The organism is Nocardiopsis xinjiangensis YIM 90004, assembly GCF_000341145.1.
In the GTDB taxonomy this organism is placed as follows: Bacteria; Actinomycetota; Actinomycetes; order Streptosporangiales; family Streptosporangiaceae; genus Nocardiopsis; species Nocardiopsis xinjiangensis.
In genome coordinates, this window is the sequence record NZ_ANBE01000031.1 from 21219 (window position 1) to 38022 (window position 16804).

Genomic DNA, 16804 nt, shown 5'->3' on the forward strand with positions numbered 1-16804 from the left:
GTGCTCTCCGAGGCCAGGTGGGCCACACGCGGATCGAGAGCGACGGGGGTCACTGCTGCCTCCCGGCGTCGGTGGTGGGCGTGGCCAGCGCGACCGTCTCCCCGGCGTGGCTGCCCAGGTCGCGGCGGACGTCGCAGCCGTGGGCATTCGCGGGGAGCCAGACGACCCGGTCGGGGATGCCGGTGACGATCGCGGGGACGGTCACCGAGCCGGCGGCGCCGGTGACACGCAGGCTCCCGCCGTCGGCGACCCCGACCTCGTCGGCGGTGGCCCGGGACAGGTAAGCGCGGGCGGGCCGGGCGGTGCCGGCGAGGAACGGTTCCCCGTCCTCCATGCGCCCGGTGCCGAGCAGTTGGCGCCAGGTGGACAGGACGGCCTGTCCGGCGCCGGGGGCCGGCACCTCGACGGGCCTGGCGGAGGGGGCCGGCGCCCGCTGCCCGGCCCAGATCCCCAGTTCCATGAGTTCGCGGTAGGCGGCGGCGTCGTCGGGGAGCCCGAGGTGCACGTCCATGGCGTCGGCGACGGCGGAGAGCACCCGCAGGTCCGAGAGGGCGCCGGGCACCTTGAGCGCGTCGCCGAAGGGACGGTGGCGCCCCTCCCAGTCGACGAAGGTGCCGGACTTCTCGGCGACGGCGGCCACGGGCAACACGATGTCGGCGCGGTCGGTGACCTCGCTCGCGCGCAGTTCGAGGCTGACGATGAACGGGACCCTGGCCAGGGCCTCACGGGCCGCGGCGGGGTCGGGCAGGTCGTCGAGTTCGACGCCGGCGACGACGAGCGCGTCCAGTTCCCCTGCCGCGGCGGCCGCGAGGATGGCCTCGGTGTCGCGTCCCGGGGCCTCCGGGAGGTTGCCGGTGTTCCAGGCACGGGCGACCTCGGCGCGGGCCCCGGGGTCGGTGACGGGGCGTCCGCCCGGCAGCAGGTTGGGCAGTGTTCCGGCGTCCGCGGCGCCGCGCTCACCGGCCCGGCGCGGGATCCACACGAGGCGGGCCCCGGTGCGGTCGGCCAGTGCGGCGGCAGCGGTGAGCCCGCCGGGGACGGCGCCCAGGCGTTCGCCCACGACGACGACCGCGCCCTCGCGGCCGAGGGCCTCGACGGCTTCGGGGTGTTCTTTCTCCAGCTGGTTGAGGGTGCGGGCCTCGTCGCCGGGGACGGTGGGAACCAGGGTTCCGTCGGCCTTGGTGAGGCCCAGGGTGGCGTGGGAGGCCAACGAGTAGACCTGGAGTCCGTGTTTGCGGTGGCCCTTGCGCAGGCGCAGGAAGACCGTCGGTGACTCGTCCTCGGCGTCGAACCCGGCCATGAACACGGCGGGTGCCGTCTCCAGTGCGGTGAAGTCGACGTCGATGGGGGTGCCCGCGACCCGGTTGGCCAGGAAGTCGGCCTCCTCCTCGGAGGAGACGCGGGCCCGCATGTCCACGTCGTTGGTGTCCAGGGCCAGGCGCGCGAACTTGGCGTAGGCGTAGGCGTCCTCGAAGGTGAGGCGTCCGCCGGCGAGCACCCCGGTCCTGCCGCGGGCGCGGCCGAGGCCGTCGGCGGCCATGCTGACCGCCTCGGACCAGGACGCGAACTCCAGCGCGCGGCTGTCCTCGTCACGCACCAGCGGCCGGGTGAGCCGGTCCGACTGGGTGGCGTAGGTGAAGGCCCAGCGGCCCTTGTCGCAGTTCCATTCCTCGTTGACCTGCGGGTCGTCGCCGGCCAACCGGCGGGTGACCTTGCCGCGCCGGTGGTCGGTGCGCTGGGCGCAGCCGCCGGCGCAGTGCTCGCAGACGCTGGGGGTGGAGACCAGGTCGAAGGGGCGCGACCGGAACCGGTAGGCGGCCCCGGTGAGCGCCCCGACCGGGCAGATCTGCACGGTGTTGCCGGAGAAGTAGGAGTTGAAGGGTTCGTCGCCGGCGATACCGACCTGTTCGTCGGCGCCGCGTTCCATCAGCTCGATGAGCGGGTCACCGGCGATCTGTGCGGCGAAGCGGGTGCAGCGCGCGCACTGGATGCAGCGTTCCCGGTCGAGCAGGACCTGGCTGGACAGCGAGATCGGTTTGGGGAAGGTGCGCTTGACGTCGACGAACTGGGTCTCGCCCTGCCCGTTGGACATCGCCTGGTTCTGCAGGGGGCACTCGCCGCCCTTGTCGCAGACCGGGCAGTCCAGCGGGTGGTTGATGAGCAGGAACTCCATGATCCCGCGCTGGGCCTTCTCCGCCACCGCCGAGGTCAGGTGGGTATTGACCACCATCCCCTCCATGACGGTGATGGTGCAGGAGGCCTGGGGTTTGGGCATGGCCCGGCCGTTGCCCATGTCGGGGACCTCCACCAGGCACTGGCGGCAGGCCCCGACCGGGTCCAGGAGCGGATGGTCGCAGAACCGGGGGATCTGGATCCCGAGGAGTTCGGCGGCCCGGATGAGCAGTGTGCCCTTGGGGACCTGGATCTGGAACCCGTCGATGGTGACGGTGATCAGGTCCTCCGGGGGCAGGGCCGGTGAGGACCCGCCGGAGGTGTTGGAGGTGACGGTCACTGGTTCCCTCCCGTCGTGATCGCACGGTCGCCCCAGAGGGTGGACCTGGAGTGGTCGAAGGGGCAGCCGCCCTGCTCGTAATGGTCGACGTACTCCTGGCGGAAGTACTTGATCGACGACATGACGGGGCTGGCGGCGCCGTCGCCCAGCGCGCAGAAGGCGCGGCCGAGCAGGTTGTCGCAGATGTCGAGGAGCTTGTCGATGTCGGCCTCGGTGCCCTCGCCGCGTTCCAGACGGTCCAGCACCTGCACCATCCAGTAGTTGCCCTCGCGGCACGGTGTGCACTTGCCGCAGGACTCGTGGGCGTAGAAGGCGATCCAGCGTCCGACCGCGCGCACCACGCAGGTGGTCTCGTCGAAGAGCTGCAGGGCGCGTGTGCCCAGCATCGACCCGGCCTGGCCCACGGACTCGAAGTCCAGAGGGGTGTCCAGGTGCTCGTCGGTGAAGATCGGTGTCGAGGACCCGCCGGGGGTCCAGAACTTGAGTTCGTGCCCGGGGCGCATGCCGCCGGCCATGTCGAGGAGTTCGCGCAGGGTGACGCCGAGCGGGGCCTCGTACTGGCCCGGTCGTGCCACGTGCCCGGACAACGAGAAGAACCCGAAGCCGGCGGACTTCTCGGTCCCCATGGAGGTGAACCACTCGGGACCGTTGGCGACGATGCCGGGAACGCTCGCGATGGACTCGACGTTGTTGACCACCGTGGGCGAGGCGTAGAGACCGGCCACGGCGGGGAAGGGCGGCTTGAGCCGGGGCTGGCCGCGGTACCCCTCCAGTGAGTCGAGCAGCGCGGTCTCCTCACCGCAGATGTAGGCCCCGGCACCGGCGTGCACGACGACTTCGAGGTCGAACCCGCTGCCGAGGACGTCGTTGCCGAAGATGCCGGCCTCGTAGGCCTCGGCCACGGCCTGGCGCAGACGCCGGACCACGTGGAGGACCTCACCGCGCACGTAGATGAAGGCCTGGTGGGAGCGGATCGCGTAGGCGGCGATCGCGACACCCTCCAGGAGCACGTGCGGGTTGGCGAGCATGAGCGGGACGTCCTTGCAGGTGCCCGGCTCGGATTCGTCGGCGTTGACCACGAGGTAGCGCGGTTTGGGGTTGTCGGCGGGCAGGAAGCCCCACTTCATGCCGGTGGGGAACCCGGCACCGCCGCGGCCCCGCAGGCCGGCCTGTTTGATCTGGTCGACGATGGCGTCGGGGTCCATCTCCAGGGCCTTGCGCAGACCCTGGTATCCGCCGGTCTCCCGGTACCCGTCGAGGGTGTAGGAGTCGGAACGGTCCCAGTTCTCGGACAGGATCGGGGTCAGGGTGGTCACTGCTGTCCCCCTTCTTCCTCGGAGGGGCGGATCGGGAGGTCGTCGGGGTCCGGGGCGGCCCAGCCGCGCTCGCGGGCCAGTTCCAGCCCGGCCAGGGAGGGCCCCGCGGCCTGCACCCCTTCGCCGCCGCGGCCGTCGTCGAACCCGGCCAGGACCCGGGAGGCCTGCTTCCAGGTGCAGAGGCTGTCGGCGCCGCGAGTGGGTGCCACGTCCTCGCCCAGGCGCAGCCCGTCGACGAGCTCCCGTGCGGTGCCGGGGGTCTGGTTGTCGAAGAACTCCCAATTGACCATCACCACCGGCGCGAAGTCGCAGGCGGCGTTGCACTCGACGTGCTCGAGCGTGACCTTGCCGTCGTCGGTGGTCCCGCCGTTGTCCAGGTCCAGGTGATCCTTGAGGGAGGAGTAGATCTCGTCCCCGCCCATGACCGCACACAGGGTGTTGGTGCACACCCCGACCTGGTAGTCGCCACCGGGACGGCGGCGGTACATCGTGTAGAAGGTTGCTACCGCGTTGACCTCGGCCATCGTCAGTTCGAGCTGGTCGGCGCAGAAGGCCATGCCCGCCTGGCTGACGTGCCCCTCCTCCGCCTGGACCAGGTGCAGCAGCGGCAGCAGCGCCGACCGGGCCCGGGGATAGCGGGCGATGATGTCCTTGGCGTCCGGTTCCAGACGGGTGAGGACCTCGTCGGGGAACCGGTCGGTCCCGCCCTCCGGTGTGATCTCGTTCTCGCTCACCGGTCCACGCCTCCCATCACCGGGTCGATACTGGCCACTGCGGCGATGACGTCGGCGACCGAGCCGCCCTCGCACATGGCCGCTACGGCCTGCAGGTGCACGAAGGAGGGGTCACGGAAGTGCACGCGGTAGGGGCGGGTCCCGCCGTCGCTGACCGCGTGGCAGCCCAGTTCGCCCTTGGCGCTCTCGACCGCCGAGTAGGCCTGCCCCTCGGGGACCCGGAACCCCTCGGTGACCAGCTTGAAGTGGTGGATGAGCGCCTCCATGGAGCCGCTCATGATGTGTGCGATGTGGTCGGGGGAGTTGCCCAGACCGTCGGGGCCGAGCGCGAGCTTGGACGGCCAGCCGATCTTGCTGTCCTCGATCATCACGGGCCCGGGCGCGAGCTTGTCCAGGCACTGTTCGATGATCTTGAGGCTCTCCTCCATCTCGGCCACACGCACGCGGTAACGCGCGTAGACGTCGGCGCCGTCGGAGACGGGCACGTCGAATTCGTAGTTCTCGTAGCCGCAGTAGGGCTGGGCCTTGCGCAGGTCCCAGCCCAGGCCGGCGGCGCGCGCCATCGGCCCGGTCGCGCCCAGGGACATGCAGCCGGCCAGGTTGAGGTGGGCCACGTCCTGGGTGCGGGCCAGGTAGAGCGGGTTCTCGTCCAGGAGCTTGCGCAGCACCTTGATGCGCTCGGGCATGACCTTGAGCAGCTCCTTGATCTTGCCGACCGCTCCGGGCGGCAGATCCTGGGCCACACCGCCGGGGCGCACGTAGGCATGGTTCATCCGCAGGCCCGTGATGAGCTCGAGGACGTCCAGGCACAGTTCGCGCTCACGGAAGCCGTTGGTCATGATCGTGGTCGCGCCGAGCTCCATGCCGAAGGTCGCCATCGCCACGAAGTGGGAGGACATCCGGTTGATCTCCATGACCAGGACCCGGATGACGTCGGCGCGTTCGGGCACCCGGTCGGTGATGCCGAGCAGTTTCTCGACCGCCAGGCAGAACGCCGTCTCGTTGAAGAGCGGCGTCAGGTAGTCCATGCGGGTCACGAACGTGGTCCCCTGGGTCCACGTCCGGAACTCCAGGTTCTTCTCGATGCCGGTGTGCAGGTAGCCGATCCCGACCCGCGCCTCGGTGCAGGTCTCCCCGTCCAGGGTGAGGATCAGGCGGAGCACGCCGTGGGTCGAGGGGTGCTGGGGGCCCATGTTGACGACGAGGCGCTCGGCGCTGGTGGCCTGGGCCTTCTCGATGACGTCGTCCCAGTCCCCGCCGGTCGCGTCGATGTAGTCCTCGGTGACGGTCACGCCGTACCTCCCTTCTGGCCGAACTCGGTGCTGGTGGTCCGTCGGGTCACTGGTAGGACCTCCGTTCGTCCGGCGGGGGCACGGTGGCGCCCCGGTACTCCACGGGGATGCCGCCCAACGGGTAGTCCTTGCGCTGGGGGTGGCCGTGCCAGTCGTCGGGCATCTGGATCCGGGTCAGGGCGGGGTGGCCGTCGAAGACGATCCCGAAGAAGTCCCAGGCCTCGCGCTCGTGCCAGTCGTTGGTCGGGTAGACCGACACGATCGAGGGCACGTGCGGGTCTGCGTCGGGGCAGGTGGTCTGCACCCGGATCTGGCTGTTGTGGGTGATGGAGCGCAGGTGGTAGACCGCCTTGAGCTCCCGGCCCTCGTGTTCGGGGAAGTGCACGCCGCTGACCCCGATGCACAGCTCGTAGCGCAGGGCGGGATCGTCGCGCAGCACCCGGACCAGTTCCAGCAGGGCTTCGCGCCGCACGTGGAACGTGATCTCCCCGTTGGCGACCTCCACCCGTTCCACGGCGTCGCCGCGCTCACCCAGGGCCGTTTCCAGGGCGTCGGCGACACGGTCGTAATCGGCGGTGCGCGGGTCCTCGGGGTCGGTGAAGGGGCGGCTGCTGGAAGCGGGAGCGCTCCCCCTCACCTGGAGCCCGCCGTAGCCGGAGGTGTCGCCGGTGGTGCTCGCCCCGAACATGCCGGTGCGCTTGACCGGTGCGGCCAGGCGTTCGCGTCCCTGGACGGCGGGCAGTTCCTCGGCCTGCTCGTCGCGCTCGCGCTCGTACTCGTTGCTCACGTTCAGTCCTTGTCCACGAGCGGGAGCGAACGGCGCAGCATCCGCTCCTCGGTCTCGGCGATCTCCTGCTCCCGGTGGGCGCCGAGCTTGGTGTTCTGCACCTTGTCGTGCAGCTTGACCACGGCGTCCAGGAGCATCTCGGGACGGGGTGGACATCCCGGCAGGTACATGTCCACGGGCACGATGTGGTCGACGCCCTGGATGATCGCGTAGTTGTTGAACATGCCGCCGCTGGAGGCGCACACGCCCATCGCGATGACCCACTTGGGCTCGGGCATCTGGTCGTAGATCTGGCGCAGGACGGGTGCCATCTTCTGGCTGACCCGGCCGGCGACGATCATGAGGTCGGCCTGGCGGGGCGTGGCGCCGAACTTCTCCATGCCGAAGCGGGCGATGTCGTAGTCGGGGCCGCCGGCCGACATCATCTCGATGGCGCAGCAGGCCAGACCGAACGTCGCGGGCCACATCGAGCTCTTACGGGCCAAACCCACGACCTGTTCGACGGTCGTGAGCGCGAACCCGGCGGGCAGTTTCTCTTCGAGTCCCATCAGCGGTCCTCCTCCGGGCCGGTCTGGGGGCGTGTGCCACGGATCGTGCGTGTTCCGGTCAGTCCCATTCGAGGCCCCCGCGACGCCATTCGTAGGCGTAGGCGATGGAGACGTTCACCAGGAAGAGCACGATCGCGATCAGGCCGAACCAGCCCAGGGCGTCGAAGTGCACGGCCCACGGGATGAGGAAGATGATCTCGATGTCGAAGACGATGAACATCATCGCCGTCATGTAGTACTTCACGGTGAACCGGCCGCCGCCGGCCGGCTGGGGGGTGGGCTCGATGCCGCACTCGTAGGACTGCATCTTGGCGCGGTTGTAGCGCTTGGGCCCCAGGACGGCACCGGCGACCATCGACACGACCACGAAGGCGGCGCCGATACCGCCGAGCACGAACAGCGGTGTGTACAGCTCCACCGTCATCCTCCTTCGGACTGGCGCTCGCCCGAGGGCGTCGAAGCGCTTGTGATTGCTTTCACTTGCACGGGTTCTTCTCTGGTTCGTCCCGTCGGTGTCTGGGGCCGGGGCGGGCGGGCCCGCCCCGGAAACGGATGCGGGACCGCTCAGGCGGCCGGCGCGATCCTGGAGAGGCCGTTGACGACCCGGTCCATCGCGTCGCCGTTGCTGGGCTCGGTCAGATTGGCCATCATCTTCAGCCCGAACTTCATGAGCGTGCGCTGACGCAGGCCGTACTTGGTCGCGTACTTCATGAACTCCGGCTGGCCGATGAGCTTCACGAAACAGCGGCCGAGTGTGTAGTAACCGCCGTAGGTGTCGGCGAGCACGTCGGGGTAGCGCAGGAGCGCGCGCTCCCGGGTCTGCTGTGTGGGGCGGCCGCGGGCCTGCACGACCACGTCTGCGGCGAGGCGGCCGGCCTCCATCGCGTAGGCGATGCCCTCGCCGTTGAAGGGGTTGACCATGCCGCCGGCGTCGCCGACGAGCATGAGGCCGCGGGCGTAGTGCGGGACCCGGTTGAAGGCCATGGGCAGGGCCGCGCCGCGGATGGAGCCGCGCTGGTTCTCCTCGGTGAAGCCCCATTCCTCGGGCATGGAGGCGGTCCAGCGCTGCAGCAGCTTGCGGTAGTTCATGTCCTGGAAGGAGGACGTGGAGTTGAGGATGCCCAGGCCCACGTTGCTGGTGCCGTCACCCACGCCGAAGACCCAGCCGTAGCCGGGCAGCAGGGCGTCCTTGTCGCCGCTGCGGTCCCACAGTTCCAGCCAGGCCTCGAGGAAGTCGTCGTTGTGGCGGGGGCTCTCGAAGTAGGTCCGTACGGCCACGCCCATGGGCCGGTCGTCGCGCTTGCGCACGCCCATGGCCACGGACAGGCGGGAGGAGTTGCCGTCGGCGGCCACCACGAGCGGGGCGCGGAAGCTCGTCGGTTCGCGGTCGGCGTTCTTGGCGTGCACCCCGACGATGCGGTTGCTGCGCTCGTCGATGATCGGGCCGGTGACGGAGGTGCGTTCCAGGAGCTTGGCACCGGCCATCACCGCGCGGTCGACCAGGATCTGGTCGAAGTCGTATCGGGTGCGCACAAGGCCGAAACCCGGGTACTCGGCCAGGTCGGGCCAGGGCAGCTCCAGGCGGGCGCCGGCGCCGACCAGGCGCAGACCGTGGTTCTGGACCCACCCCTCGTCCTCGAAGGTGATCCCCATGGCCGTCAGCTGCTTCACCGCCCTGGGCGTCAACCCGTCACCGCAGACCTTTTCGCGGGGGAAGGAGGTCTTCTCCAGGAGAAGGACGTCCAGGCCGGCCTGGGCGAGGTAGTAGGCGGTCGTGGCGCCGGAGGGGCCGGCACCCACGACGATGACGTCGGCGTCGTATGCGATCCGCTCCCGGCCTCTGGGAGGGGAGGTGGCTGTCTCACTCACGGGTTTGGTCCTCGGCTGCTCGCGGGTGCTGCGCGACCGTCCGTTGCGGGGTGACGGCCCGGTCACTCGTGGTGCTGTATCCGTTCGGGGACGTTCGGCTTGCCCGATATGAGAAGTATGTCCTACATCTCTGGGCCTTGTGAAGCACTTCACAAACCTCTTTTCCGAAGTCTAGACCACTCCTGACCCCCATAGCGAACCCCAGGGGGTATGAAGAGCACGCGATACACAAAATTCTCATTGGACTCAGATCCCCCACCAGGAACGAATGCTGCTATTCGGTGGCAAACATGCAGCTCAGGTTTACTTCAGGCCCGGCCGACCGCCCCGAGGCCCCCGGAGACACAAAAACCCCGAGGAAGCGGAGCATCCTCGGGGTACACAGGGCTTTTGCCCTCTCGCCTCTCACGGTGAAACGTGAGGCTTTTATGGTTTTTTATGCATGCGCATGCATGTATGGGCGTTATGCCGGTTTTACTTGTCGCGGAAACCCCGGTGCATGGCCACGATGCCGGTCGACAGGTTGCGCCAAGCGACCCTCGACCACCCGGCCTCCTGCAGTCGCCGTGCCAGCTCGGGCTGCTTGGGCCAGGCCATGATCGACTCGGACAGGTAGTCGTAGGACTCCCCGCTGCCGGACACCAGGCTCGCGATCCTGGGAAGCGCACCCATGAGGTAGGTGGCGTAGAGCTTGTCGACGAACTCCACCGGGATGTGACTGAACTCGCAGATGACCATCCGCCCGCCGGGCTTGGTCACGCGGTGCAGCTCTCCCAGAGCCTGATCGACGTCGGCGACGTTGCGCAGGCCGAACGAGATGGTGACGGCGTCGAAGGTCTCGTCGGCGAAGGGCAGACGCAGGGCATCGCCGGCGACGAAGGTCACCCCGCCGCGGGAGGCGCCTCCGCGGCGCTGCACCCCGGTGCGCAGCATGCCCAGGGAGAAGTCGGAGGCGATCACCCGGGCGCCCTTGACGGCGATGGACTCGGAGGAGGTTCCGGTCCCCGCGGCCAGGTCGAGGACCAGCTCACCGCTCTGCGCGTCGACCGCGTCGACCACGGCCTTGCGCCAGATGCGGTCCTGGCCGAGCGAGATGACGTCGTTGACGAGGTCGTAGTTCTCAGCGATGCCGTCGAACATCGCCGCGACGTCCTGAGGCTTCTTGTCGAGCTTGGCGCGGGTCATGGACCAAGACTAAAGGGCCCGCACACGCGGCGTGACCCGGATCCCCGGATCGGCCCGGGACCACCGCCACGGCCCTCATGTGGAGTGAGCGCCTGGCCGCCGCCGTCGACGCATGGGCCTCCCGGCACGAGGCACAAGGTCTGGTCCCGCTCAACCACACGAAGGGCTCTCCCCCGAATCACCTACAACGGCGCTGGGCCTCCCCAACCACAAGAAAGCCAAATACTCCACCACACAAAGGGTTCAGCCTCAGCGCAGGTGCACGGTGCAAGTTCTCCCGAGTCACAAGAAACCCAGACGCTCCACCACACAAAGGGTCGAGCCCCAGTGCACGTGCACGGTGCAAGCTCTCCCCGCCTCAGACTCTCTCTTCTTTTCCAGGGAGTGTTCGTGGTTACCGTCTGTGGTTCCGTGTCCCGTTCTTGGGGCCGGGTTTCGTCTGTGGCTGGGGTTCAACCCCCTGGCGTGCGGCTCTGCGCATACCTTCTCCCACCCCTGTGGGGAAGGGCCTTCCCCCGGGCCGGACCAAGGACAAAGCGCGGGCTCACGCGTCCCCCGTGCGTGGGTGCCTGAGGGGCTCCGGGCGTCCAGATACCGCGTAAGCATGGCTCGGGAGACCACCGCGCGGAACGCGCAAGGGGGCCTTCGGCCCAAGGGGCGACGCACCGCGCGAGGACTGGGGTTGAGCAACCCGACCCCCGTGGGGAAGGGAGCCCCAGTGCACCGTTCCGGCCTCAGCCGTCCTTGGTCTCGGCCTTGGCAGGCTCGCCGCNTGGGAGTACTGAGCCTCTTCGGCGGCGTCCTGGAGGTGGTCCTCGCGCGTGGCTCCGCCCTCGAGGCGGTCGCCGAGGCTCGCGCCGCTGCGCTCCTTGTTGCGATCGACGATCTGCTGGGAGATCTGGTCGCGCCACTTGGACAGCAGAACGTAGGAGGCCAGACCGCTGACGACCCAGGCCAGGACCAACGCGACCCACGAACGGGCTCCGAAGAGATAGACGACCCCGAAGGCGGCCGCGAAGAGACCGAGACGGGCCGCGGTGTAGGTCAGCCAGCTACGCATCAAAAAGCCTCACAACAGACGATTGCCTGGACTAGATTGGTCGCCACGCCCCTCTGTGCCGCTCGGCCGGACCGAGGTCCGGTGGTCCGCCGTGGCGCGCCGATGTCCTCCGTCCAGGTTAAAGGGAGGCCGTTGGTACCCGGCACCAGGTCGGGGTGGTCTGGGCCGCAACGGTGTGCGCGGCGGAAACAGATCGGGATTCATAAATACATGGGATGTTTTCCAATCCCGACAGCCGGGCCGGAACATCACGTTCCGGTCACATATCCCGTACTCCTCCCCACAACACCGCAATTTCTCCGAAAACTAGGGAGGAAACGGACCGACTCGTGCACACTAGGGGATCAAACGCCCGCCTCCCTCAGACTCCAAGGCGGGCACGATTGGGGGAATGTGAAGGTGGAACGAGCAAACGAACGCCTGTTGACCCCCGGGGAAGTGGCCTCACTCTTCCGGGTTGATCCCAAGACCGTGACGCGTTGGGCCGCGTCGGGACGGATCAGCAGCATCCGCACCCCCGGCGGTCACCGCCGTTTCCGCGAATCGGAGGTGCGGGCCCTGCTGCTCGGGGAACCGAGCGAGACGCACTGAGGATCACTTCACCCCTGGCCGTGAGCCCGGCAACCGTCACGGAACCCCCCGTGTCGGAGCAGCGTCGGCAGGATAGGCTTGGGACATGCTGTGGCTCGGTGGCCTGATCACGTTCGCAACGATCGTTCTGTGGGTGTACGCGTTCTTCGACGCCATGACCACACCCAAACAAGAGATCCGGAATCTGCCCAAGATCTTGTGGATGGTCGTGATCGTCCTCTTCCCGGCCGTCGGCGCGGTCCTGTGGATGTTCCTGGGGCGCCCGTACGGGCCCGTGTCCGCCCAAGGCGACGAACCCGCCCAGAGCGATCTCGGTCGTTCTGCGGACGACCTCGACCCGTCGGACTTCGCCAGGCCCTCGGACCCGTCGCGCCCACTGGGCCCGGACGACGACCCCGAGTTCCTGCGGAACATCAACCGGCGCATCGACCCGGACGAATGACCACACACGCACTCACGTGAAACCGTCCGGGGCACCGCCTCGGACGTACCGAGGGCCGGACCCGGGCTGTGCGCCGGGCCCGGCCCTCGGTACGTCCGTGCGCACGAGCGGCCCCGCCCCCGTCAGGCGTAGGAGTGCAGCCCGCTGAACATGTAGTTCACGGCGAAGAAGTTGAACATGACCGTCACGAAGCCCAGCACGTTGATCCAGGTGGCCCCGCGTCCCCGCCAGCCACCGGTGGCACGCGCGTGCAGGTAGGCCGCGTAGATCACCCAGGAGATGAAGGACCAGACCTCCTTGGGGTCCCAGCCCCAGAACCGGCCCCAGGCCTCGTCGGCCCAGATCGCACCCGCGATGATCGCGAAGGTCCAGATCGGGAACGCGAACAGGACCATCCGGTGCGAGATGCGGTCCAGCAGTTCGGCGCTGGGCAGCCTGCCGGCCACCCCGGAGACCTTGTGCCCGGCCGCCCGCTTGTCCTCTGCGCGGCGCGCGATCAAGTAGGTGACGGCGGCGGCACCGGAGACCATGAAGGCACCGCCGGCGATGATGGTCGCGGTCACGTGGATCGGCACCCAGTAGGACTGCAGGGCAGGGATCAGCGGCCCCGGTTCCACGTAGAGCCAGCGCACACCGATCCCGAGCAGAAGCACCACGGGCACCAGCACGAAGACACCGAGGAAACGGGCCTGGTACCGCCACGAGGCGTAGAGCAGCGCACCGACGGCGACCAGGCACATCGCCACGATGAACTCGAACATGTTGCCCCAGGGCCAACGTTCCGCCGCCAGGCCGCGGGTGATGAGCTGGACCAAGCTCATCAGGAATCCCGCTCCGGTGACGCCCAGGGCGATCTTGCCGACGGCGTTCTGGGGGGCCTTGGCCTCACCCTCGGTGGTCCGGACGTTGACATGGATGTCCTCGTCCTCGCCCTTCTGTCCACCTGCGGTGACCGGCATGAGCTTGCCGGCCCTGAGCTCGGTGCGTCGGCCGTAAGCGGCCTCGACAGCGAAGAGGAACAGGGCGACCGAGTACACGACGATCATCGCGATGATCAACGTGTCACTGGTCGAGGCCATCGCCTCGTCCGCTGGTCCGGCGAGTGTGTACGTCACCGGTCACTCCCTCGTGTTCGTCGACTCTTGGGGGTCGGATGGGTTGGGGCCGTCGTCCGGCTCGCTGTTGCGGAGCCGTCCGGCGAGCGTGGTGGTGAGTTCGTGGAACTCCTGGTTGTTGGCGGCGACCTCGGTCTTGCCGAGCCCGGCCAACACGACCTCGGTGCGTCCGTCCTCCCGCTCGGCGGCACGTACCCAGACCCGTCGCGGGCGCACGAACAGGGTCAGGAGCAGGCCGCCGACCGCGGTGACGGCGGCGCCCAGGGCGAAGGGCCGTGTGCCGTCGCGGTTGCTCTGGAGGCTGATGAACTCGCTGTAGCCGCTGAAGGTGACGGATCCGGCGTCGTCGGGCAACTCCCAGGTGTCGCCCATCTCCATGACCGTGGACTCGCCGATCTGCTCCAGCTCCTGGGTCCGGAGCTGGTAGACCGACTGGGGTTCGTGCATGCCCAGGTCGCCTTGGTAGGCCTCCATCGTGACCACGGGGTTCTCCGGCCCCGGGAAGGAGGAGACGAGCTCGCCCTGCCCGTCCTCCGTGGCCGTCGGCAGGAAAACACCCGTGAAGCCGAGCTCCTCTCCACCGGTGTCGGGCACCTTGACGACGCCGTCGGAGGTGAAGCTCATGGTGTCGCGGTACAGGAACGGCACCGCCTGGTCGAAGACCACGTCGCCTTCGGCGTTGCGGACCTCGAACTCCGGGGCGTAGCCGTGGCCGAGCAGGTAGACCTGCACGCCGTCGACGGTCAGCGGTTCGTTGACCTCCAGCTCGTGGGTCTTCTCCTCGGCCTCGGGCGACTCCCGGTAGGTCATGTCGGCGGAGTAGGAGTCGGCCTGGCCGCGCAGCTCGCCGTCCTCGAGGAAGACCACCTCGAAGTCGTCGAGCTGGAGGGTGAAGGGCTCCATCCGGTCGGTGTCGGTCCAGTGCCCCGGGTAGATCGCGTCGTAGGAGGGCAGTGTGTTGGCGAAGCCCTCCCCCTCGACCATGAGCATGTTCCCGCGGTAGCCGAAGAACGACCCGGCGGCCAGGGCGAGGAGCAGGCCGATGAGGGCGACGTGGAAGAGCACGTTGCCGGCCTCGCGCATGTAACCGGTCTCGGCCGAGACCGAGTCCCCGTAATGCTCGATCCGGTACCCCTTGAGGACCTTCTTCGCCTGTTCGAGGACGGTTCCGGGCGCCGCGTCGGTGCTGAAGGTCGCCGCGTAGGGCATGCGCTGCAGGTTCTTCGGTGTGTGTACCGGTCGGCCGCGCAGTGCCTTGACGTGGGTCATCGCACGGGGGATCACACACCCGGTCAGCGAGACGAACAGCAGCAGGTAGATCGCCGCGTACCAGGGCGAGGAGAAGACGTCGAAGAGGTAGAGGGAGTCGAGGACCGGAGCCAGGTCGGGGTTCTCCCGGAAGTACTGGTCCACCTCGTCGACGCTGACCCCGTTCTGCGGCAGGAACGAGCCGGGGATGGCACCGACCGCGAGCAGGAACAGCAGGATCAGCGCGGTGCGCATCGACGTCAGGATGCGCCAGGCCCAGCGGAGCCAGCCGGTCAGGCCGAGCCCTTTGGGCCTGTTCTCGGACGATCCGCCGGACTCGGTGGACGCCTCGGACGTGGTCGTGCTCATCAAATCACCGTCTGGAAGTCTGCGGCCCACTGTTGCATGACGATCGTGAGTTCGGTCCACAGACCGCTGACCATCAGGAGGCCGACGAGGACGAGCATGAGGCCACCGGCGACGGTGACCGCACGCGTGTGCCGCCTGAGCCAGGCGAAAGTGCCGAGGGCGCGCCGGTAGGCCAGCGCCGCCAGGACGAAGGGCAGGCCCAGGCCGATGCAGTAGAGGAGCGACAGGAACATGCCGCGTCCGGCCCCGCCCTCGACGAAGGCCAGGCTCTGCACGGCGGCCAGGGTCGGGCCGATGCAGGGGGTCCACCCCAGGCCGAAGAGGATCCCGAGCAGCGGGGCTCCGGCCATCCCGGCCTTGGGCAGCCACGTGAAGCGGAACTGGCGTGCGAAGCCGGGCAGCAGCCCCATGAAGGCCAGGCCGAGGACGATGGTGAGTGCCCCCAGGACTCGGGTGATGGGGTCGGTGTAACCGATGAAGAGGTCGCCGAGCCAGCCGATGAACCCGCCGACGGCCACGAACACGAGCGTGAACCCGGCGATGAACAGGACACTGCCGGTGACCATGGTCCAGCGGCGGGTGGCGAGTTCGGCGTCGACCTCGGCGACGGTCGCGGTTCCGCCCCCGCCGGAACCGGAGGTGCGTTCCCTGACCTGCGTGCCGCTCATGCCGGTCACGTAGGAGAGGTAGCCGGGCACCAGCGGGAGCACGCACGGGGACAAGAAGGACACGAGCCCGGCAGCCAGGGCGAGAGGCGCCGCGAGGAGGAGGGAACCACTCAGGACCGTGGTGCCGATCGGATCCATCACTCGGGGTCCTCGGTGGCAGCGCCCTCGGAGCCGCCGTCCTCTTCGGCGTCCTGCCCCTCCTGCTCTTCCTCGGCCTCCTGCTCGGCCACGCGCGGCCGCTCCTCGGGATCGCCCAGGTCGAACTCCGTGACGATCGGGTTCAGCAGATCGGTGAGTTGGCCGTAGGTGGTGGGGCCGATGACGCGGGCGGCGATGTCGCCCGCGGGGTCGATGACCAGGGTGCTGGGGATCGCGCGCGGTGGCACGGTGTCGCGGAAGGCCTGCGGGACCTCGCCGGGCTGGTCGTAGAGGCTGGGATAGGCGACGCCCTTGTTCTCGGTGTAGGCCTCGGCCGCGGTGCGGTTGTCCTTGATGTTCACACCGAGGAACTCCACACCCAGGTCGGCGTACTCCTCGTGGACCTCATCGAGCACGGGCTGTTCGGAGCGGCAGGGGCCGCACCAGCTCGCCCACACGTTGACGACGAGGATCTCCCCCTCGTAGTCGCTGAGTGCGAGGTCCTCGTCCTCGAAGGTGGTGCCCTCCACGTCGGGCACGGCTTCGCGCTCGCCGGCGTCGAAGACGGTCGCGCTGCCGTCACCGGAGATGAAGCGGTCCTCCTCCCCGCCGGCCTGGATCTCGGTCCCCCCGGCGCATCCGGACAGGACGAGGGCGGCGACGGACACGGCCGCCACGGCACGCGTCGCGGAGCTCCGCGGTCGCGCGCCGGTTCTGGTGCTGCGCATCGAGCGAACCTCGCGAACGGGGTGTGAACAGGACTGACTACAACAACGACAAAGTGTAGTAGACGCCCTGGCCAAGCCGGAGTCACCCCGGCACGAGTGGGAGGCCTACGGGGACGGACCCCGTGGAGGGGGCCGTGGAAGGGGCCCCATGGCGGGATCCGTGGAAGGGCCCCGTGGCGGGGCGGTGTATGGGGGACACCGA

16 protein-coding genes are annotated in these 16804 nt (G+C 68.8%); 2 read left to right on the forward strand and 14 right to left on the reverse strand.

Annotated features, from left to right (window positions below; all coding sequences use genetic code 11):
* Nucleotides 1–49 precede the first annotated feature (49 nt).
* From D473_RS0114830 to D473_RS28705, 10 genes are all read right to left on the reverse strand, one after another.
* The gene (locus tag D473_RS0114830) at nucleotides 50–2512 is read right to left on the reverse strand and encodes an NADH-quinone oxidoreductase subunit G (RefSeq protein WP_017609849.1); all 2463 of its coding nucleotides are present in this window, start codon (nucleotides 2510–2512) and stop codon (nucleotides 50–52) included.
* Nucleotides 2509–3828, reverse strand: a complete 1320-nt coding sequence (gene nuoF / locus D473_RS0114835; protein WP_017609850.1) for an NADH-quinone oxidoreductase subunit NuoF — start codon at nucleotides 3826–3828, stop codon at nucleotides 2509–2511. The genes D473_RS0114830 and nuoF overlap by 4 nt, the downstream gene beginning before the upstream one ends.
* Nucleotides 3825–4562: an NADH-quinone oxidoreductase subunit NuoE gene (nuoE, locus tag D473_RS0114840; protein ID WP_017609851.1), complete on the reverse strand. Its 738-nt coding sequence runs from the start codon at nucleotides 4560–4562 to the stop codon at nucleotides 3825–3827. The genes nuoF and nuoE overlap by 4 nt, the downstream gene beginning before the upstream one ends.
* Nucleotides 4559–5854, reverse strand: coding sequence for an NADH-quinone oxidoreductase subunit D (locus D473_RS0114845; protein WP_017609852.1), 1296 nt, complete (start codon nucleotides 5852–5854; stop codon nucleotides 4559–4561). The genes nuoE and D473_RS0114845 overlap by 4 nt, the downstream gene beginning before the upstream one ends.
* A 46-nt stretch (nucleotides 5855–5900) precedes the next feature.
* The gene (locus tag D473_RS0114850) at nucleotides 5901–6641 is read right to left on the reverse strand and encodes an NADH-quinone oxidoreductase subunit C (protein ID WP_017609853.1); all 741 of its coding nucleotides are present in this window, start codon (nucleotides 6639–6641) and stop codon (nucleotides 5901–5903) included.
* Between the two features lie 2 nt (nucleotides 6642–6643).
* Nucleotides 6644–7189 (reverse strand): NuoB/complex I 20 kDa subunit family protein, encoded by a 546-nt coding sequence (locus tag D473_RS0114855; RefSeq protein WP_017609854.1) that lies wholly within the window; start codon nucleotides 7187–7189, stop codon nucleotides 6644–6646.
* Between the two features lie 58 nt (nucleotides 7190–7247).
* Nucleotides 7248–7607 carry an NADH-quinone oxidoreductase subunit A gene (locus tag D473_RS0114860; protein WP_026115710.1) on the reverse strand — a complete coding sequence of 120 codons (360 nt, stop codon included), beginning with the start codon at nucleotides 7605–7607 and terminating at the stop codon, nucleotides 7248–7250.
* 146 nt (nucleotides 7608–7753) lie between these two features.
* Nucleotides 7754–9058 (reverse strand): geranylgeranyl reductase family protein, encoded by a 1305-nt coding sequence (locus D473_RS0114865; protein ID WP_017609855.1) that lies wholly within the window; start codon nucleotides 9056–9058, stop codon nucleotides 7754–7756.
* A 474-nt stretch (nucleotides 9059–9532) separates the two neighbouring features.
* Nucleotides 9533–10243, reverse strand: coding sequence for a demethylmenaquinone methyltransferase (locus tag D473_RS0114870; protein WP_017609856.1), 711 nt, complete (start codon nucleotides 10241–10243; stop codon nucleotides 9533–9535).
* 544 nt (nucleotides 10244–10787) lie between these two features.
* Nucleotides 10788–11303 carry a DUF4229 domain-containing protein gene (locus tag D473_RS28705; protein ID WP_017609857.1) on the reverse strand — a complete coding sequence of 172 codons (516 nt, stop codon included), beginning with the start codon at nucleotides 11301–11303 and terminating at the stop codon, nucleotides 10788–10790.
* 393 nt (nucleotides 11304–11696) lie between these two features.
* Here D473_RS28705 and D473_RS0114880 point away from each other — a divergent pair, with 393 nt between their 5' ends.
* Complete coding sequence (locus D473_RS0114880; protein ID WP_017575837.1) at nucleotides 11697–11894, forward strand: BldC family transcriptional regulator; 198 nt, start codon at nucleotides 11697–11699, stop codon at nucleotides 11892–11894.
* 85 nt (nucleotides 11895–11979) lie between these two features.
* Nucleotides 11980–12336, forward strand: coding sequence for a PLD nuclease N-terminal domain-containing protein (locus D473_RS0114885; RefSeq protein WP_017609859.1), 357 nt, complete (start codon nucleotides 11980–11982; stop codon nucleotides 12334–12336).
* Nucleotides 12337–12458: 122 nt separating this feature from the next.
* Here the strand turns inward: D473_RS0114885 and ccsB are convergent, their stop codons facing one another.
* From ccsB to D473_RS0114905, 4 genes are read right to left on the reverse strand one after another with little or no spacing between them, the layout of a single operon-like run.
* Nucleotides 12459–13451, reverse strand: coding sequence for a c-type cytochrome biogenesis protein CcsB (gene ccsB / locus D473_RS0114890; RefSeq protein WP_017609860.1), 993 nt, complete (start codon nucleotides 13449–13451; stop codon nucleotides 12459–12461).
* A gap of 3 nt (nucleotides 13452–13454) precedes the next feature.
* Entirely contained in the window at nucleotides 13455–15068 is a 1614-nt protein-coding gene (gene resB / locus D473_RS25750; RefSeq protein WP_017609861.1) for a cytochrome c biogenesis protein ResB, read from the reverse strand.
* Nucleotides 15068–15874 carry a cytochrome c biogenesis CcdA family protein gene (locus D473_RS0114900; protein ID WP_017609862.1) on the reverse strand — a complete coding sequence of 269 codons (807 nt, stop codon included), beginning with the start codon at nucleotides 15872–15874 and terminating at the stop codon, nucleotides 15068–15070. Before D473_RS0114900 ends, resB begins: the two co-directional genes overlap by 1 nt.
* Nucleotides 15874–16602 (reverse strand): TlpA family protein disulfide reductase, encoded by a 729-nt coding sequence (locus tag D473_RS0114905; protein WP_017609863.1) that lies wholly within the window; start codon nucleotides 16600–16602, stop codon nucleotides 15874–15876. Before D473_RS0114905 ends, D473_RS0114900 begins: the two co-directional genes overlap by 1 nt.
* Nucleotides 16603–16804 lie beyond the last annotated feature (202 nt).